21 protein-coding genes are annotated in these 19,887 nt (G+C 37.4%); 8 read left to right on the top strand and 13 right to left on the bottom strand.

Translation table 11 applies throughout. From position 1 onward, the window contains the following. Positions 1–57 precede the first annotated feature (57 nt). Complete coding sequence (locus X953_RS05535; RefSeq protein ID WP_052350050.1) at positions 58–657, bottom strand: hypothetical protein; 600 nt, start codon at positions 655–657, stop codon at positions 58–60. Positions 658–919: 262 nt separating this feature from the next. Here X953_RS05535 and X953_RS05530 point away from each other — a divergent pair, with 262 nt between their 5' ends. From X953_RS05530 to X953_RS05510, 4 genes are all read left to right on the top strand, one after another. After that, a complete protein-coding gene (locus tag X953_RS05530; RefSeq protein WP_040954704.1) occupies positions 920–2,533 on the top strand; it encodes an FAD-dependent monooxygenase in 1,614 nt (537 codons plus the stop codon). Positions 2,534–2,994: 461 nt separating this feature from the next. Further along, positions 2,995–3,534 carry a GNAT family N-acetyltransferase gene (locus X953_RS05520; protein ID WP_040954702.1) on the top strand — a complete coding sequence of 180 codons (540 nt, stop codon included), beginning with the start codon at positions 2,995–2,997 and terminating at the stop codon, positions 3,532–3,534. A 29-nt stretch (positions 3,535–3,563) separates the two neighbouring features. Further along, entirely contained in the window at positions 3,564–4,061 is a 498-nt protein-coding gene (locus X953_RS05515) for a GNAT family N-acetyltransferase (RefSeq protein WP_040954701.1), read from the top strand. A 64-nt stretch (positions 4,062–4,125) separates the two neighbouring features. Further along, positions 4,126–4,503, top strand: coding sequence for a VOC family protein (locus tag X953_RS05510; protein WP_198023315.1), 378 nt, complete (start codon positions 4,126–4,128; stop codon positions 4,501–4,503). 144 nt (positions 4,504–4,647) lie between these two features. Here X953_RS05510 and X953_RS05505 read toward each other — a convergent pair whose 3' ends face one another. Next, positions 4,648–5,661: an NADP-dependent oxidoreductase gene (locus X953_RS05505; protein ID WP_040954700.1), complete on the bottom strand. Its 1,014-nt coding sequence runs from the start codon at positions 5,659–5,661 to the stop codon at positions 4,648–4,650. 364 nt (positions 5,662–6,025) lie between these two features. Here X953_RS05505 and X953_RS05500 point away from each other — a divergent pair, with 364 nt between their 5' ends. From X953_RS05500 to X953_RS05485, 4 genes are all read left to right on the top strand, one after another. After that, positions 6,026–7,198, top strand: coding sequence for an IS256 family transposase (locus X953_RS05500; RefSeq protein ID WP_040954375.1), 1,173 nt, complete (start codon positions 6,026–6,028; stop codon positions 7,196–7,198). A 299-nt stretch (positions 7,199–7,497) separates the two neighbouring features. Further along, a complete protein-coding gene (locus tag X953_RS05495) occupies positions 7,498–7,947 on the top strand; it encodes a hypothetical protein (protein WP_040954699.1) in 450 nt (149 codons plus the stop codon). Positions 7,948–8,391: 444 nt separating this feature from the next. Next, on the top strand, positions 8,392–8,925 hold the full coding sequence (locus X953_RS05490) for a GNAT family N-acetyltransferase (protein ID WP_040954698.1): 534 nt from the start codon (positions 8,392–8,394) through the stop codon (positions 8,923–8,925). A gap of 206 nt (positions 8,926–9,131) precedes the next feature. Then, positions 9,132–10,688, top strand: a complete 1,557-nt coding sequence (locus X953_RS05485) for an ABC-F family ATP-binding cassette domain-containing protein (protein WP_040954697.1) — start codon at positions 9,132–9,134, stop codon at positions 10,686–10,688. 281 nt (positions 10,689–10,969) lie between these two features. Here X953_RS05485 and X953_RS05480 read toward each other — a convergent pair whose 3' ends face one another. The 11 genes from X953_RS05480 to X953_RS05430 form a co-directional block, all read right to left on the bottom strand. After that, the gene (locus tag X953_RS05480; protein WP_040954696.1) at positions 10,970–11,377 is read right to left on the bottom strand and encodes a general stress protein; all 408 of its coding nucleotides are present in this window, start codon (positions 11,375–11,377) and stop codon (positions 10,970–10,972) included. A 92-nt stretch (positions 11,378–11,469) separates the two neighbouring features. Then, positions 11,470–11,649, bottom strand: a complete 180-nt coding sequence (locus X953_RS05475) for a YjzC family protein (protein ID WP_040954695.1) — start codon at positions 11,647–11,649, stop codon at positions 11,470–11,472. Between the two features lie 146 nt (positions 11,650–11,795). Then, entirely contained in the window at positions 11,796–13,184 is a 1,389-nt protein-coding gene (locus X953_RS19035; protein ID WP_198023314.1) for an OmpA family protein, read from the bottom strand. A gap of 33 nt (positions 13,185–13,217) precedes the next feature. Further along, a complete protein-coding gene (locus X953_RS05465) occupies positions 13,218–13,556 on the bottom strand; it encodes a hypothetical protein (RefSeq protein ID WP_040954694.1) in 339 nt (112 codons plus the stop codon). A 1-nt stretch (position 13,557) separates the two neighbouring features. Further along, the gene (locus X953_RS05460; RefSeq protein WP_040954693.1) at positions 13,558–15,402 is read right to left on the bottom strand and encodes a DUF6792 domain-containing protein; all 1,845 of its coding nucleotides are present in this window, start codon (positions 15,400–15,402) and stop codon (positions 13,558–13,560) included. 7 nt (positions 15,403–15,409) lie between these two features. Further along, complete coding sequence (locus X953_RS19030) at positions 15,410–16,012, bottom strand: hypothetical protein (protein ID WP_052350048.1); 603 nt, start codon at positions 16,010–16,012, stop codon at positions 15,410–15,412. Positions 16,013–16,339: 327 nt separating this feature from the next. After that, positions 16,340–17,005: a hypothetical protein gene (locus tag X953_RS19025; RefSeq protein ID WP_052350047.1), complete on the bottom strand. Its 666-nt coding sequence runs from the start codon at positions 17,003–17,005 to the stop codon at positions 16,340–16,342. A 45-nt stretch (positions 17,006–17,050) separates the two neighbouring features. Continuing rightward, positions 17,051–17,686, bottom strand: a complete 636-nt coding sequence (locus X953_RS05445; protein ID WP_052350046.1) for a hypothetical protein — start codon at positions 17,684–17,686, stop codon at positions 17,051–17,053. 35 nt (positions 17,687–17,721) lie between these two features. Beyond that, positions 17,722–18,366, bottom strand: a complete 645-nt coding sequence (locus X953_RS19020) for a hypothetical protein (RefSeq protein ID WP_052350045.1) — start codon at positions 18,364–18,366, stop codon at positions 17,722–17,724. 171 nt (positions 18,367–18,537) lie between these two features. After that, positions 18,538–18,792, bottom strand: a complete 255-nt coding sequence (locus tag X953_RS05435) for a hypothetical protein (protein ID WP_040954692.1) — start codon at positions 18,790–18,792, stop codon at positions 18,538–18,540. An 88-nt stretch (positions 18,793–18,880) separates the two neighbouring features. After that, a complete protein-coding gene (locus X953_RS05430) occupies positions 18,881–19,714 on the bottom strand; it encodes a hypothetical protein (protein ID WP_040954691.1) in 834 nt (277 codons plus the stop codon). Positions 19,715–19,887: the final 173 nt, after the last annotated feature.

Below are 19,887 nucleotides of genomic sequence, written 5' to 3'. Positions count from 1 at the left end.
GATTACCACCAGTATGCATGATCATGCGATTCTCTCCGAAACAACATATTAACTTAGTTACTTCTTTATTTCCGACCCATTTAATGCATCTGGATATACCATCTTATCAAACACTTCTCCTGTGTCCACATTTTCAAGCTTTATTGTTACTTCACTATCATCCATGTCCTCTCCACTAAACATTTGGTAATACATGCCAGCAGTGCCAAGGGATAATGTCGCAAATCCATCGAAACCTTCTTTATACTTTTCTTCATCAACGATTATAGTGAATTCGGAAAAACGCTCATTATGATGAATCTCCTTGACGGATGGAGTACTTTCACTTTGTATTATTTTATCGATCTTTTCTTTTAAATCTTTTTTCAGGTCTTTCAATAAATTTCTGTGTTGTTCGGAGGTCATTGCAAAGGTTACAGAACCATCCTTGTTTTGCTTTACATTTTCCACATTATTTTTTTCTGCTTCCATAAACGCATCATCAAGTAACCTTTCCTCCTCAAAGAAAAATGCCGGGAGAGTTACTTCAACTTCCGCCTTTTCTTCAACTTGATCCATGCTTTTTTGCCCTTCGTTTTTTCCATCCTCTTTTCCGGTGAATAGAAAAAACACGATAATAATAATTAATATGATTAGTAAAACCTTGAGTAATTTCATAAATTCAACTCCTTTTAGCATGGAGATCTTTGCATAACTAATAATAAATATCTACCTTCTATACTGAGATAGAGAATAGTTTAAGTCAATTTAAACACCCTTAGGTGAAAAAAAATTTACATAAATTCAACAGAGGCTTATCTCTTATCTACTATATCCTTTTTTATGGTAAAACATGTCTATTCCTGCTTCCACCACTTCTCCATTGTTTTTACTTTTTTGGAGTAGGGTAAATTAGTACTAAGCAAGGGAGGAATTGATAATGAAGCAGACGCGTACAGAGGTACTGATTATTGGGGCAGGCCCTACTGGATTGATGCTGGCTAATATGCTCCATACATACGGAATTAATTTTAGAATCATTGATAAAAAACAAGGCCCCTCTCGTTATTCAAAGGCGCTTGGTGTCCATCCGCGCGCTATGGAAATGATGGAGTTGGCGGGGCTTTATCCATCTTTTTTACAAGAAGGATTTTTGGCGAAGCATGCTCAACTCTATTCAAATAATCAGCCACTTTTCCGTATTAATTTTTCTCTTTTAAATAAGGATACCAGCTACTCCTTTTTAACTATTATTCCTCAACGGGAAACAGAGTTTTTATTGGAAGATCATTTGCCACAAAGAAAGGTAGAAAGAGCGAAAAGACTTGTAGATCTTACCCAGGAGCACAACGGAGTAAAGGCATTAATTAAAGGTCCAAATGAAGAAGAAGAAATTAGCGCTCGTTATTTGATCGGTTGTGATGGTGCCCATAGTGCGACACGAAAATTGTTAAACATGCCATTTGAAGGGAAATCGGAGGAAGTTAGTGTGATGCTTGGTGATGTTAAACTTAAGCAGTCGCCATTCAAAGAGTATTTGAACTTGATAAGCAACAAAAATGGGCTCTTGTTTGTCGCTCCGTTTAAAGGCGCCTATACGAGAATTATTGTCATTGATCTAAACAAACAAGGTCATCATTTTCCAAGCAATGTGACCATGGATACCTTTCGTGCTTCCATTGAGCAGGTGTATGGCAAGTCGTTGTCCATCGAAGATCCTTACTGGCTATCCAGTCTAACAACCTCCCATCGACATGCTGCTTATTATCGGGATAGAAATGTGATCCTGGCAGGAGATGCAGCCCATGTTCACAATCCAGTCGGTGGCCAAGGAATGAATATCGGCTTCCAGGATGCCGTAAATGTCGCATGGAAACTGGCTTATGTAATTAAAAACAATTTCCAGCCTACACTACTTGATTCTTACCAGATAGAAAGAAAACCAATTGCAGCGGACATTATTAATAAAACAAGTCGGATGATTAACGTAATCTCCATTGCTCAGCCATGGGCAATACAAACGAGAAACAGCATAATGAAATTATTACTGCAACGGCCTTTTCTGCAAAAAAAGGTGATGAAAAATCTTTCCCAGTTAACACATGATTATACCAATACAGAATACAGCAGACGTATTTTACAGCTAACAGGAAATCCTGCTGGAGTGCGCGTCCCACCACTTCACGTTGTTACAGCCACTTGGGAAAATAAAAACATTTACGAGCTACTTCGCAGTGGAAAATGTCTCTTACTTTTTTATGGGAATGAACATTTTTTCCAGGTGAAACAAACAGTTTTACAGAAAGCAATGGAGATCTTTAATGAAAAGTGTGGCAACATATTGAAGCCTGTATTCTTATTGGATAATGAGCCAAGAGAGGCTTTAGGTGAGACCGATGACTGTTTCATTGATTTATACGATGAAGCAAGAGAAAAATTAGGTTTGCAATTGTATGATGTCATCATCATTCGACCTGATGCACATACACTTGTTCATACATCTATACGGAATGTAGAGGCTGTAAAAACAGCTTTGAGAGGTTATTTTAATTAAGATGACGAGGGGTGTGCTAAGGTGGCGAGCTAGCTGAGAGTATCGGATGCGGCACTTGCTGTCGCGGTGGGTGAGCTGCTCGTCTCGGGTGCGGCTCTTGCTGTCGCGGAGAGTGTGCTGCTTGTCTCGGGTGCGGCTCTTGTTGTCGCGGGGAGCGCGGGGCTTGTCTCGGGTGCGGCTCTTGTTGTCGCGGGGAATGTGCTGCTTGTCTCGGATGCGGCTCTTGTTGTCGCGGGGAGCGCGATGCTTGTCTCGGATACAGTGCTTGCTGTCGCGGGGAGTGTGCTGCTTGTCTCGGATGCGGCGCTTGTTGTCGCGGGGAGTGTGCTGCTTGTCGCGGATACGGCGCTGACCTGTCATGGGGAAGTAAATTTTGCCCTTCCTTTTTACCAATTAGTTGTATATTATTTCCTGATAATTTGGTATACTACGGTCAATCTTTTAAAATGGGGGAAGTTTACATGTTCATACAGTATATTAATGAAGAAATCTCTTTAAAGTTACTTGAGAGGCAGGATGCGAAGGAGTTATTTGCACTAGTAGATAAAGATCGAAGCTACTTACGAGAGTGGCTCCCCTGGGTAGATAGCATGAAGCAGGTAGAAGATTATGAGCCGATTATTGACATGTGGCTAAATCAGTTTTCTTCCCACAATGGCTTTCAAGCTGGAATTTTATATAAGGGTAAGCTGGCAGGTATGGTCGGCTTCCATGGTATTGATCAAGCCAACAAAAAAACAAGCATCGGGTACTGGTTAGCCAACAGCTACCAAGGAAATGGAATTATGACAATTGCAGTAAAAGCCCTTATCGAACAGGCCTTTAATGAATATGGACTAAACCGTGTGGAAATCCAATGTGGTGTTGATAATATCAAAAGTAGAAGTATTCCAGAGCGACTCGGTTTTAGACAAGATGGTATCCTTCGAGATGCAGAGTATTTGTATGATCATTTTCATGACTGTGTTTTATACAGTATGCTGGCAAAGGAATGGAAGTAATTTTGCTTTCAGATCCTGGGAGATTTCATATGTTGGAAACCGCTCGTTGTAGATTAATAGACATTTCAGAACAAGACTATGAAAGTGTGAAAAAATTGTATAGCAATAAAGATGTGCGGAAATTTTTAGGTGGGCCGGTACAAGAAGCTTCTATTAAAAATAGCTTTGCAAAAATGCTCACCTCTAGTGCTTCAGATGTGCACCTTACCGTTAAAGAAAAAAACACAGATCAATTTATCGGACTCATTTCTTTAGATATGCACCATGATGGTATATCTACCGAGATATCCTATCAATTACTTCCTTTTTGGTGGGGAAAAGGCATTGCCAGAGAGGTCGTAGCAAAATTAATTGACTATGCATTTGATGAAATGCAAGTTACTCAACTTGTTGCAGAGACGCAAACAGCGAATCAAAGGTCATGTGCACTACTGGAAAGTGTTGGCATGCAAATGAAGGAAACAGTATTTCGTTTTGGTAAAGAGCAATTCATTTATTGTCTACATAAACAAGAATTAATAAAATAACGGAAGGACTTTTCCTGCCAGTGTAGAAACTATTCATTAAGCAACACGTTCAGGGGGGATTACTTTGCAAGCACAGCCCATTAAGAATCAAATGAATGGTATTTTTGTACATGTTAGCAATTTGAAAAAGTCAGTCCAATGGTATGCAGACATACTAGGACTTGATGTTGATTTAGAGAAAGTAGCATCGCCTGTTTACAATATTCCTGTTAATGGAACAACTTCCCTTACGCTTGATGACCACACCTTTGACCCAACATTTGAGCATATCATCAGTCCAAGCCCGCTTTTCAACTTCTTTGCACCGGATATCGAAGCAGCCTATAAATCTATCTCAATGAAAGAAGTGGATATCGTTAGGGAAATAGAATGGGTGGGACAGACAGCATGGTTTAATATTAAAGACCCGGATGGCAATGTCATCATGATTTGCAATTGTTAGTTGAAAGCAGTCTTAATTTTTTAAAAAACAGAAGCACCTCCATTGGCCGCTTCTGTTTTTAGTTTGTTTTTTTTCAGTTTTCAATTCACGCAGAGACTACCAAAAGTCAATTCCAACCGACTGGTGATCTACCAGTCTGCTACATTATTCCTCATCTGCAACTTTTACCAGTTGTTTCCCAATATTTTCTCCAGAGAACAATCCAAGAAATGCTTCTGGTATTGTTTTAAATCCTTCTTTAATTGTTTCCTCAAACTTTAGTTCGCCATTTGATACGCCCTCAGCGAGAAATTTATATGCCTCACTAAATCGATCGGCGAAATCGCCAACAATAAAGCCTTGCATTTTGGTACGGGATTTAATTAAAAATGGTTGGATTCGGAGACCAATATCCTGTTCGCCTTCCTTCAAATTATAGGAAGAAATGGCACCACATACAGGGACACGAGCAAAGTCATTTAACAATGGCCAAACCGCATCGCCAATTTCCCCTCCAACATTTTCATAATAAACGTCAATACCGTTTGGACATGCCTCTTTTAATTGCTGATGCACATCCCCTTTCTTATATTCCACAGCTGCATCATAGCCAAGCTCTTCGGTTATATATGCAGCTTTTTTCTCTGAGCCAACAATTCCAACAACACGCGCCCCTGCTTTTTTGGCAAGCTGACCAGCAATTTGCCCAACTGCTCCCGCAGCACCAGAAACAACGACCGTGTCACCTTGTTTTGGTTCCCCAATATGCATCATGCCAAAATAAGCTGTTAACCCAGGCATACCAAGAGCTCCTAATGCCACACTCGGATTAAGGCCATTTGTGTTAACCTTGCTGACTGTGTCCGATTTTACCACATGATACTCCTGAAATGGCAGATTCCCTCGCACGATATCCCCTTTTTCAAGTTCGTCCGTTTTTGACTCAACCACTTGTGCAACGACGCCGCCAGCAAGTGGCTCTCCAACCTGAAATGGTTCAACGTAGGAATCCCTATCTGACATTCTGCCACGCATGTATGGATCAACAGAAACATACAGTGTTTTTAATAATACTTGTCCGTCCTTTGCTTCACCGACTTCTACCTCTTTAAATTGAAAGGTATTTTCATCAGGCAATCCATTTGGACGTTCATGTAAAATTAACTGTTCTTGTTTCATTTATATAACCTCCTAAAGTATTTACTTTCAGCCTAACATATTACGTAAAGAATGTACCCTGAAGTGAAAAAAGTTAATCATATTGGCTTAGTGGGGGTTTTTATATTTTGTGTGTTTCTCTCATTTGAGTTGGTGGGTCTCTCATATTTTGGGCGGCTCTCTCATTTGAGCTGGTAGGTCTCTCATATTTTGGGCGGCTCTCTCATTTGCATGGGTGGTTCTCTCATTTATCAGGCACTTAACCCTCTCCCTGTCGTTATTAGATGATGTACAATATTTTGTGTAAGAAAGAAGTTTAAATAAAAATAGGTAGGACATCCTCTTTATAGCTAGTCCAATAACTAATTGAAAGGATGACCTACCGATGTCTAATAGTCTACCCGAAAATCTATTTTCTAATCACTTAGAAAACCTTGTACAAAGCTTTGTAAAAGAAAAATTGGAATTAATTATGGAAGAGGAAAGAGAAAACTTTTTTAAAGTAGAAAATCCGGAATTAGATAGTAGTAAAAATGGTTATTATCAACGCAATTTAGATACAAAGTATGGAAGAATAAACCTATCTGTCCCTAGAGATCGAGAGGGATATTACACAACCCATGTTTTTGGTCCTTATGAAAGACGTGAAAAATGGTTAGGAGAAACTATTATCAATATGTACCAACATGGTTTCAGCACGAGAGAAGTGGGGCAATTTATTGAAAGAATATTAGGCGACCAATATTCTGCAGCCACCATAAGTAATATTACAGATGTAGTAGTAGACGATATTGAAAGCTGGAAGAAACGTTCATTATCCAGACGATATTCGGTTCTTTATTTAGATGGGACCTATTTTAAATTGCGCCGGCAGGATGTAGATAACGAGGTCATTTATATGATTATTGGGATGAATGAAGATGGACAAAAGGAAATTCTTGATTTCCGTGTGGGCGGTAAAGAAAGTGCTAATGTGTGGAAAGAACAGTTATATAAACTACGCGATCGTGGTGTAGAAGAAGTTCTATTAGGCGTTTTCGATGGTCTAACAGGACTAGACGCAGCGCTAAAAGAAGTATTTCCTAAAGCTGACGTACAGCGCTGTGTTGTTCATAAATTACGGAATACTCAATCCATGGTACGTGTAAAAGATAAAGAACATTTATTTGAAGATTTAAAACCAGTTTACCGTGCGGAAGATAAAGAACAAGCATTAGAAAACTTCGAGAAATTTAAACAGAATTGGAAAAAAATATATCCAAAGGTAATTCAGTCATGGGAAGAAGACTTGTCAGACTTATTACGGTTTTACGATTATCCACCAATCATTCGACCTCAAATATATACAACAAATACAATCGAAAGAGCTATAAAAGAAATTAAAAAGAGGCTTAAACCGATGAATAGTCTACCTAGTGAAAAAGCTGTCGAAAAGATCATCTATTTGGTTTCTATTGACTATAATGAAACTTGGAAAAACAGGAAAAATACTACTTTTAGATCTGCCTATACAGAATTACAAAAGATGTTTAAAGAAAGATATCAACTAAATGAGTAGCACCCTTCGCCTGCCTAATCTATTGTCTCGGATGGTGGCTAAGTAGTAAAGAAAACCGCTTGACAACCTAACCACCATCCAAGATATATTTGCCGGCAAGGCAAGCGAAGGAGAACCTAAGCGAATCATATTAAATCTTATTTAGATCAATAACTATATATGGAGGATAAATCCCCTGTTTAGTAGCTTACACATAATTATTGACATTACCCGTTATTATTATACTTTCCCTTCTTCATTGGTAATTTTTAATCAGCCAATGCTATAATGGACAAAAATAACTAACATCTGGAGGTAACATGCTAACATTTGAAGAAAAACTAGCTATTATTGAATCATTTCCTGACTTGATCCGGCATGATGTGTCGCTTGGTCGTGTGAATTTTCATTATGAAGAAAGTGTATTGGAGAAAAAAATTGTCGTCTATCGATTACACCCAAATGGGAATGGATTTGTTTATGCTGGAGAGATGACCGACATCTATCCCACTGATACGAAAGGAATGGTAAACATTCGCGACTTTAGCGAAAAGGAACTTCGCCAAATTATCCAACAGTCCATCTCTTCTCTTTCTGAACAGGAACCATTAACCGAAAATTGGGCGGATAAAGAAGGGAATACACTTACCTTGATACACGAATATGAAACATGGGATATCTATGCAGGTGATATGCTGGATGCAACCTATCCAACTTACAATGGTGCTGCAGACTATCTGCAACAAGAGGGTTTTACTAAAAAAGATTAATGGTTTACCTCATTAAAAAATAAAGGATTACAAGCCTATATGTAATCCTTTATTCTTAAATAAAAAGATGCCGGATTATCCCAATTTTCATTATGAAAGTAGTCGTTCACTCTTACCAAACAAAAGTCTCAACAGAAAACCCACCTACCGAGACTGGAATCAGATGATCCGCGACATGTCATGATCTATGCGAGACTAGTAACTCACCTACCGAGACAGCTGGCTTCTCAACCGCGACAGCAGACAGCCTTACCGAGACTAGAAACATCCCAGCCGCGACAGCAGACAGCCTTACCGAGACTAGAAACATCCCAGCCGCGACAGCATGCAGCCTTACCGAGACTAGAAACATCCCAGCCGCGACAGGCTACCCGCCGCCCGAGACTGCCAATCCCCCGACCAGATAAATTCCAAACTATAAAAGCCATTTAAGGAGGCAAACCTATGTTTTCTTCAGAAAGAGTGTATCTGCGCAAAATGGAAAAAAGTGATACGGAACAGTACCATACATGGAGAATGGATATGGATGTGATGAACTCCACGAGTTTATTTTTGGATACATATTCATTCAAGGAGACAAGTGACTTTGTAGAGATTCGCATGCTCGATTCCAGTTCCTCCAAGAGCTATATTATTATGGAAAGAACGCAACAAACTCCAATCGGCGTCACTTCGCTCATTAACCTTGATTTAAAAAATCGAGATGCGGAATGTATTATTGATATCGGTGAAAAGAATTATTGGGGGAAAGGCTATGGAAAAGAGGCTCTACAATTACTACTCACCTATGCTTTCCAAGAATTAAATCTGCATCGGGTTTCCTTACAAGTTTTTTCTTTCAACACAAGAGCAGTTCAATTGTACACAAAACTTGGTTTTGTCGAAGAAGGCAAATCTCGCGAAGCATTATATCGAAACGGAGAATGGCATGATATCATCCTAATGGGAATGTTAAAAAGGGAGTTTCTCCGATCCTAATAATTACCATAGCCATAGTAACTTACACTATACAGTTGTTCTGTATTATATTTCCAAGTTTGTCATCCGTAATCTAGCTCTAAAACAGCAAATTCTAAAATCACAAAAGTTACAACCTATATTTACTTCAGATTCTTCCCTATCCTTTTTATGCGATGACCTTTATAATAGATAAGATGAATTTAAAAAGAAAAGGTGTTTGAACGATGAGTTTATTAACAGTGAATAATTTAAGCCATGGATTCGGAGATCGAGCAATTTTCGATGATGTGTCTTTTCGTTTATTGCAAGGAGAACATATTGGATTAATCGGTGCCAATGGCGAAGGTAAATCCACTTTTATGAACATTATTACTAAAAAATTGGAGCCAGATGCCGGAACCGTTAGCTGGGCAAAGCATGTCCGGGTTGGTTATTTGGATCAGCATGCTGCTTTGAAACAAGGCATGACCATACGTGATGTTTTGCGAACTGCATTTCAGTATTTGTATGATATGGAAACAGAGATGAATACGCTTTTCGGAAAAATGGCAGAAGTTGAACCTGAGAAATTGGAAGAGATATTAGAAGAGACAGGCAGAATCCAGGATGCACTTACGAACAATGATTTTTATATCATTGATGCAAAGGTCGAGGAAGTTGCCAACGGACTAGGGCTTGACGATTTCGGCTTGGAACGTGATGTGCACGATTTAAGTGGAGGGCAACGAACCAAAGTATTGCTTGCTAAGCTTCTTTTGGAAAAGCCAGATATTCTTCTACTTGATGAACCAACTAACTACCTGGATGTTGAGCATATTGAATGGCTACGAAATTATCTCATAGCATACGAGCATGCTTTCATTCTTATTTCCCATGATATTCCTTTTTTAAATAGTGTTATTAATTTAATTTATCATATGGAAAACCAGCAAATCACCAGGTACCCAGGCGATTATGATGAATTCTTACGTGTTTATGAAATGAAAAAGCAACAAATGGAAGCAGCATACAAAAAGCAACAGAAGGAAATTGCCAATCTGAAGGATTTTGTTGCCAGAAATAAAGCAAATGCAGCTACAAGCAAAATGGCCATGTCCCGCCAGAAAAAACTCGATAAAATGGATGTCATCGAATTAGATGCAGAAAAGCCGAAACCGAAATTTGAGTTTAAACAGGCACGCACACCAGGCAAGTATTTATTTGAGACGAAGGATTTGGTCATCGGATATGATGAACCACTTTCGAATAAATTAAACCTTAGCATGGAACGTGGACAGAAAGTAGCCCTTTCTGGCGCCAATGGAATTGGAAAAACAACGCTTCTAAAAAGTATTTTGGGTGAAATTCCTGCACTCAGTGGAACTGTAGAGCTGGGGGAACATCTGTCTATTGGTTATTTTGAACAGGAAATGAAAACAGACAGCAACAAATCCTGTCTAGAAGAGATTTGGGACGAATTTCCTCATATGAATCAGTATGAAGTCCGAGCAGCTTTAGCTCGTTGTGGACTGACTACGAAGCATATTGAAAGTAAGGTGAAAGTGTTAAGTGGTGGCGAAAAAGCAAAGGTTCGTCTCTGTAAACTGATTAACATGGAAACCAATTTACTCGTATTAGACGAACCGACCAACCATTTAGACCAGGATGCGAAAGAAGAACTAAAACGGGCACTAAAGGAGTACAAAGGCAGTGTGCTCTTAATCTCCCACGAACCGCATTTTTATGAAGATATCGTAACAGAAGTATGGAACGGGGAAAATTGGACAACGAAAGTATTTTAACTGGGACTAGGGGACGGTTCTCCTGACCCATGGAAAATTTGGCTATCCTTTGGCTAGGGATGGGGGCTCCTAACTCGAGGACCTGCTCTCTCATTTTGAGGCATGGCTCTCTCATCTTGGAGCGTGCTCTCTCATTTTGAGGCATGGCTCTCTCATCTTCCACACTTCTCTCTCAAATGAGATTGCATGTCTCTCACTTAAAACTTGGTTCTCTCATTTAAACACAAAAAAGGAAAAGGAGCAGCACCTTTTCCTTTTTTCATGTTTAATGGTTGAAAGAATTAATTATTTTTGTTATTCTTTTGTTGTTGGCGACCTCGCACGTTGCCACCTTTTTGACCGATCTCTTCATAGAATTCCTGATCATGGTTCTTTGAGGTTGTTTCTCCGCCTTTTTGGCCAATCTCTTCATAAAACTCTTGATCATGGTTCTGTGAAGTGGTCTCTCCACCTTTTTGACCAATCTCTTCATAAAATTCCTGATCATGATTCTTGGAAGTAGTCTCTCCGCCTTTTTTACCTATATCCTTGTAAAATTCTTTATCATGTTTCTGAGAAGTTGTATTTCCGCCTTTTTGGCCGATTTCCTCATAAAATTCCTGGTCATGATTACGTGCTGTAGTCTGTCCACCTTTTTTACCTGCTTCTTCTACACTCATTTTGTTATTCTTCTTGTTGTTATTAGCCATTCTAAGCAGCTCCTTTCTAGTTTATGTGTGGCTTATACTATCTTAATTCCACGGTGATTTATCTACAAAACATACAAATTTCTTAAAACATGTTAAGCTTTTACCCAATATGCAGCTTCATTTGAAGAAGGTGATGGAGGAAATTGCTCTCCCTGTTCCATATCAATGGTTGTGTTGTCATTGCTTGAGGAGCCTCCATTCACCAAGCTATCCACTTTATACTTACCGCTTTCCGGTGCATTTTCACCTGTTTTGAACTTTGTGTCTGCCATTTTCATCCACCTCCGTAAAAATTTATTTTGAAAGATGATGTCATTCTAGTGAGTATGTATCCGCTTCTTCAAAAGATTAAACACCTTTTTCCTTCATAAAGTTTATATTTACCAGAATCATTTCCTAAAAAGAAAAACCAACTCCCTTAAGAGTCGGTTTCCTTTGGATTTATTACAATTTCTACACGGCGGTTCTTCTTCTGGCCGTCTTCATCTTTGTTGGAAGCAATTGGCTGAGTATCCCCATACCCTTGTTTTTCAACACGAAGTCCATCCAGCTTCCCATTCTTTTTCAAATAGATCCACACAGCATCTGCCCGCTCTTTCGACAGCTCTTGATTATAATCTGCATCGCCTACATTATCGGTATGTCCATTAATCTGAATGTTTGTTCCTTCCTCTAACTCCTGTAAATCCTGAATGACTTTATCCAAGGTTTTCTTTGCTTCTTCTTTTAATTCACTTTTATCAAAATCAAATAATAAATGATCTGGCATCTGCATTTTAATTTCCTCTTCATCGACAGTTAATCCTACATCCTCTGCTGGATCAAAATCAGGTGCATCAATCTCTACTATGTATTCCAAATAATTTACATCTTTATCGTTCTTAACGAGGTTACCTTTCCACTTTTCTCCTTGTTCTCCATATGCTGACACAAAATTATCCCAGCTGTTTCTGTCCGGTTCGACCTGGATTGGCATATACATACCCTGTTTGAGCTGGTGATATGGTACGCGTAATTCAAAGGTACCGTCTGGATTCACTCGCGTATGTCCAAATGAAAATGCATCGATAATTCCTGATGCTTTCCGCAAATTTCCCCCAACCTGCGTACCTTCTACTAAATTGCTTTCCCCATGAAAATATAAGTAGCGATGATCGCTGTCTACTTCTGCTTTCATCCAGACACCTGGGTCCCCATAATCGTCCGGTTTTTCCTCCCATTCTGGAATTTCGATTGGAATGGTGTACGGCATTGGCAAGTCTGTATTAATATAAAACTCTGTTTTTACTTCGAACTCTCCATGATTTTCCGTTTTATATTTTTGAGGTCCAGTAATTTTTTCCAAATTCTCCCCATAATGCTTCTTTGTTTCATCTTTTGTATTATATAATTTCAATTTCACTGTGGTACTTTTACTTATTCCATCAAACTCAAAGGTAAAGCTTCCATCTTGCTGGACTTCTGCCTTACTAATAAAATTGGATGAAGCAAATCCACTATCAGTCACACCACTCGAATAAATGAACGTTCCTGGAAGAAGATTACTTTCTCCATCGATGGTAACACTCTCTTCTTTAATGCTTGCTTTACCAGACAGCTCCACTTTCATTTCTCCAAGATCGTTTTTTCCAGCCCCATCTTCATCATCTACGTTCTCTGCTTCCGATGCCTCCTCTGTTTTTTCATCCATGTCCTTCTTCATTTCTTTCGATTGCGCTGTTTCTGTGTCTTCATCTTTTACAAGATCTTCCCCACCACAGCCAGTCATCCAGATAAACAGAAGTAAGAACAAAATAAGCTTTTTCACCATCATAACCTCCTTTCTGCTAGTAACACTTCATTATGCGGAAGGTGTGTCCTCATAAGTAATTGTCATCCGCTGTGTCTTCATATCATCAATCTGATCATCTAAGGTATTAGAAATTCTAGTAATCTCTTTCTCTAATTGACTCAGCAAATTCTCATTCTTATCTCTAAACGTTTTTGTCTTTTGCTGCATTGCCTCAACAACTTCACCTTTTTGTTCCTCATTAATGATTATCCCATTTACCAGTGTAAAGAAGTCTTTATCCAAGGTTTCCAAGTTATTCTTATACAGCATAAGCGTATCTTTTTTATGAGAAAAATCTTCACTTGCAAGAATGCGCTCTCTTACTGTAATGGAGTGTTCTTCCCCCATTTTATAACCTCCCTGCTAAATCAAAAAGTGTAGCAATATGATCATCTTTATCAAATAATGCTTCAATAGCTTTTCGGTAGTTTTCAATATACGTAAAACCTTCTTCAACTGATTCTCTTAAACTGGTAATCTCTGTATCTAAATCCGCATTATTCAGTGGATAAAATACATCATGGACTTGTATTCCTCTCACAGTCTTATCTAGTCTGGAAAAATACACATGTTTACGAAGCAAGCTTCTATAACTACCAGGGCTTCCTTCTATTTCACTTATTTTATGAACTACTTTTCGTTTTTCATCTTCAAAGCACTGGAGAATTTCTGTATTCCAGGCAAGATCCAGCTTGCCGATTTCATCTTTCTTTTCTTCAAGCAGACTTTTTCCATCTGTATACATGCGGAGGGATGCGGATATATTTACTCGAATTTCCTTTCCGCCACTGCCAGTTGTATAGACCATATCTGTACCCATATAAGACTTCTTCTTATCAGACAAGCCTTCAAGCATCTCAGATATACTATGGCTTTGACCAATCGCCTCCATAGCAGCCAGCAGATCATCATTATTTAATTCTTCGAAGCTTTCCATAATAGAATTATAATGCCTTTTCAATTTAATGATCGCTGCAGCATCTCCACCAAGCTGGGCATAAAAATCTCCCATATCCCTTATACTTGTCAATCGGGATACGGTTTCCTGAATACCATCCAGCTCTACCTCTATAGCTGTTAGTTCTGTTACTAATGAATTCTTCTGTTCCTCGGTAATGTAGCCAGCATTTACTAACCTTCCAAAAATAACATCTGCATTTCCAGTGACTGTTTTTATTCTGGAAAGAACTCCAGGTAACTTATCATTCAGTCCATGAACCATGGCATCGATCTCACCTTGTTTAGTAAAATATACTTTGACTGCACTGCCAATATCATCAATTTCGTTAACCAAGTCCATATTTACGCCTATTATCTCTTGGATCGCAGCATTAGTGCCGCCTTTTTTGGATGCTACCGTATAGTCAATAGCTAATTCCTGAAAGTCTTTAATAACTTCATCCGGAATTTCATCCATAAGATTTCTTAACCCTGGCAAATCAGGGTTTGTATCCACATATTTCACATCACCAATCGTAAAAAAACCTCTTGCTCCGCTCACTGCATAAAGAGGATCGTCTTTGGAAATAAGTTGATGCACATTCGTTGCCTTGTCTTTGTAGTATTCCTTTGCGAAGGTTTCCAGTTGTTTGGGGTCTAAGTTGTAGATGGCGTCTCTATTGGCAATAGAAATTGAAAACTTCCTTATGACTTCTTCCTTAAAATTTGTATCGGCGTACAATAACTGGTAGTAATTTGTTTGTGCTCCATTAATACTATAGATTTCGTCAAACCTATCATATAATAAATGAGCTGTAGTGTTATTATTATGTGCAAGGGAATGTGATAACCCAATCATTTTAGTTTGCTCGTTTTCCAACTTAAATTCTCGCATTACATTTTTCACAAATTCATTTGTGTCCTCAGCTTGACTAATATTTTGACCAGCTAACATTGCTTGTAGGTTATATTTCCAATCTTTTGTGCCTTGACTACCTTGAGATATGATGTAAACTTCATTTATATCATATTCATCGGAATTAAAGTAAATAGCTGTCCCATCATATCCAGATTCATTACCTATACCAAGATCCTTTGCATTACGTATTTCAATGTCAGCTTTGATTAATTCGCCAGTCTCCTCTAAATAGATTCTTTTAATTTCTTCTGTAAAATCATTCTTAGAAATATTTTCATATTCTAAATCTATTAATCTTAATTTCAATTCTATTGAATTAATAAGATTTTCATTCATTACATATTCACTTCCCATTTTCATTGACAAATTCAATAGATTGTAGCCAATTTATAAACCGGTCTAAGTTTTCCTGTTTATTTTCCTCACATAATTGAGTTGTTTTTTTACAATCTATTTGATAAACGACTTGTATCCCACCATTGCCAACATTGTTTTGAACATAACCAGCATAAGTTTGAAAATCGTTTCTTTCAAACGAACTATAATAAAATGATTGTTGATTTTTTTGCGTATTTACTTCTTTAAATTCAACCTCCATTTGAAGCCTCTGTTTAAGGTTATCTATATAGCTATTTACATTACCTGATTCTTTGTATGAATCATAGTTGAAATCTATTGATGATTGCAGTCCATTTTTACTCAATACACCTACACCGAAACCCTCTTTTTTTTCTTTCACTTTACCGTACCCTTTTTCCCCAACAATACCACCGGCAGGAAAATCCATCTTATAAGCTCCAGTTCCGGACAAAAAAGGATAATATCCTTCCTTTGTTTCCTCTGTCGATTGAAGGAATTCTCTTGTGAAATCATCTTGAAACGCTCTCACATCTGGTAAATCCTCCTTGCTCATCTCTGCTGGCTTTGTGCTTTTTTCTTGATCCATTTGACAACCTCCTAACATAAAAATAAAAATTGCTAACAACGCTGTAAGCCAATATCTCACAGACCATTCCTCCCATGCTGCACGTCTATTTCTGTATTCCGATTTTTATCTAACTTCAGTATATAGAGAGTAAAATAATAAAGGTAGTCTTTCGTGGAAAAATTTACAAAACCCTACTTTTATCACATAAGTTATGTAGGTCAAAAGTTTTAATATGTGAATTATGATCAAGGTAATACTATTAATATAGACTAAAAATTAATATTGAAAAAATATTTGAGGATGGGAGTTATAAGTTTTGTTGTTATGTGTTACATTAATAATCGATCATTGTGCTTCAATATTTTTGTCGTATTTCACAAATTTTATTGAGTTTATCCATTTCTCTATTTTACTCTGCATCGCTTTTTTCTTTATTTCACAGTCTTCATCTGAACCTACACACTCAGTCTCGTATATAAGTGACAACCCTCTCTTTGTGTTTTTATCATCTAATAATGCCACAGTGCCAAAATTATTCTTGTCTTCCTTAAAATTAGCTAGAGAAATAGTGTTGTCATTTTTGTCATACGATTTAAAATTAAGCTTTTGTTTAAATTGCTTTGAGAGCATTCCCAACTCAGCAGAAGTTGTCCCTTTTTTCGAGTAGTAATCTATTTTTATTGATGCTTCAAAGCCATTACCTTCATCTACACCTACAAGATATGATTCAAACTCTTGCTCCTTCTTAGAATAACCTTTTTTTCCAACAATCCCACCAGCAGGAAAATCCATCTTATAAGCCTTAGTCCCTGACATAAAAGAATAATATCCTTCCCTTGTTTCCTCTGTTGATTGTAGAAATTCTCTTGTAAATTCATCCTCGAATGCTCTCACATCTGGTAAATCCTCCACATGCATTTCGGATGGTTTCACACGTTGTTCTTTATCTTCCTGACATCCTATTAGTAACATTACAAAAAACAGTAAAAATATTGTAATCCAATATTTCACAGTCTTTTCACCTCCATCCCCTTCAACCTGCCAAGATAAACAGCATCAATCGTTTTTCATATTATTAAATTTAAATGATTTCATCCATTTAATTATTATTTCTTTTTGTTTTCTCTGTTTATTTTTGTTAATTAAATTAGTTTCATAAGTTACTAATACTCCTCCACCATCCCACTTTTTATTAAGAATCATTCCAGCCATGCCATAGCCTTTATGTACTGTGAAAGTGGCAGCATGGATTTCCAGGTCATCACTATCATATTTATTGAATTTTAGATCTTCATCTAACTGCTTTCTTAATATATCTTGCATTGACTCTATATTTACATACATAGAATTATAATTAACGCTAATCAATGCTTCACTTTCGAGTTGGTTTACACCTATAAAAAAACTTTCAAATCCATCTTTTTTTATGGAGTATGATTTCTCGCTAACAATTCCACTAGCGGGAAAATCCATCTTATATGCCCCAGCCCCTGACAAAAAAGAATAATATCCTTCCCTTGTTTCCTCTGTTGATTGGAGGAATTCTCTTGTAAATTCATCCTCGAATGCTCTCACATCTGGTAAATCCTCCACATGCATTTCAGATGGTTTAACACGTTGTTTTTTATCTTCCTGACAACCTCCTAGCAACACGACTAAAAATAGTAAAAACATTGCAAACCAATATTTCACGTGTCTTCCCTCCACAAATACTTTCTATACTTGATTTACTCTTTTACAAATTTTATTGATTTTAACCAATTTAGCATTTTTTTATTATTAATTTCATTTACCTCTTCACAGGGTTGCGGACTCTCCGTGCATTCAGAAGTATATATGGCCGATACTCCTCCTGTTGATAATTTGTTTTGTATATATCCTACCATGCCATATGAACCACTCTCATTCTCAAATCGAGCAAGATACATATCTCTGTCTTTTAAAGAAAACTCTTCAAATTGAAGGCTTTTATTCATTGAAGTCTTCAGCATGTCTAAGTTTACTTCAACGTTATTTCTTTTTTCATTTTTATATTTAAAGTTTATTGAAGAGGCGATTTGTTTTTCTTTAACACCAATTCTAAAACTTTCAAATCTCTCCCCTTCAATCGCGTACCCTTTTTCCCCAACAATCCCGTCTGCCGGAAAATCCATCTTATACGCCCCGGTCCCTGACATAAAAGGATAATATCCTTCACTTGTTTCCTCTGTTGATTGTAGGAATTCTCTTGTGAATTCATCCTGGAAGGCTCTTACATCTGGTAAATCCTCCACATTCATTTCGGATGGTTTCACACGATGTTCTTTATCTCCCTGACATCCTCCCAGTAACACGACTAAAAATAGTAAAAACATTGCAGGCCAATATTTCATTTACCTCTCCCCCTTCTTATTCCTTTTACTTAATCCAATTATTATATTTAGCTCCAGTATATAGAAAGTAAATGAAGAGGGCTAGAAACTCTGAGGAACTAGTTTAAAACCGTGCTTTTATTACATGTCGATTCAACAAACTGAACCGCCGATCACTTCTTCAAGACTGCTTTAAAACAACGATTGTCCTACAAACCAAAATGAAAACAATGCTGTCCCTATAAGCATCACGATGACAATAAATGTAAGAAGGCGCCATATTCCCTTACCTATCCATGCGAGTATAAAAGCTATTGCGGTCATTATTAATACAATTAATATTCCTTCCCTTGATGGAATATGGAATAAATCATAACCAAAAAAATTTATAAAAACGGTTAGCATAATGACGATAAATGAGGCAATTGCCCATTTTTTTCTATCCAAATTATAACCTCTCCTTTTTTCAAATACTTTGTTATATGTATATATTTTTTTATACCTACTAAAAAACCAGAAGGAAATTCCTTCTGGCTCAAATTGCTGCTAACTCCTCTGTGGAAGAAAGAAGATCATGCAGTGCTTGCATACCTTTTGCACGGCTCTTCTTCGTAGTGACTAGTGATTGTAGAATATCATTTACTTTCTCACCGTAGTTGTCAGGTCTTGTTGAATATACCTCTATAGACTGTACAGCTTTGTATTTATGGATACAACATGCTCGATTTATGGTAAACAATAATTGATTCATACATCTAATTGTTCGCAAAACATGACTAGCTACAAAACAATCATCCTCGTTATCAATACGATGAGAAATGATCATAAAGGAATAAGAAGCTTCAAAGGTATAAAACTCAATTAGTGCTTGATGCAATTGCTCAGGATAATGGGTAATTTTTTGTTTTAATTGATAAATATATTGATAAGGATCATAAAGAATTTCACAGATTGCTAGTTCACCCAAATAGAGTACATCTAAATAAACATAGGATGGTCTTGCATATCTATCTTTATTCTTTTTCCCTTGTAAATTAGCTGTGATCCCATCCACTACTTTATGCATATCCCGAAAAATTATAGCTATATGGACTCCATGGATGGTGAGGCTGGCTCCTCCATTCATTAAGGTACCCCATTCATTCAACGAGGTACACACCGCACTTTTATCATCATCTAAGTTTTTAACTAAATTGTTTACATCCTCTATGTTAAACCCTTTTGTTTCATCATAATATATTGCTAAATCCATATCTGTAGATAAGTGGGTAGCTCCGTTTGCTCTTGGGCCGCTCATGGTAATAGCTACAACACCAGTTAGCTTAGCTGTTTCTTCCGACATCTCCTCCATCGCTTTTTTTATATTCATTTAAACACAAGTCTCCTTCTTTATCGATGTGTTAATTTCGTAATAATTCTTTCCATATTAATGCGACAACTCAAGACATACTATTTTTATTACCTAATTCATGCAAAGTAAAACAACTTTTTTAGATAAAATTGCCATGAATCTGCTCTCCATAAAAACCTGCTTATAAAAAA

The organism is Virgibacillus sp. SK37 (genome assembly GCF_000725285.1).
GTDB lineage: Bacteria > Bacillota > Bacilli > Bacillales > Amphibacillaceae > Virgibacillus_Q.
This window is presented reverse-complemented; position numbering and strand designations above follow the sequence as displayed.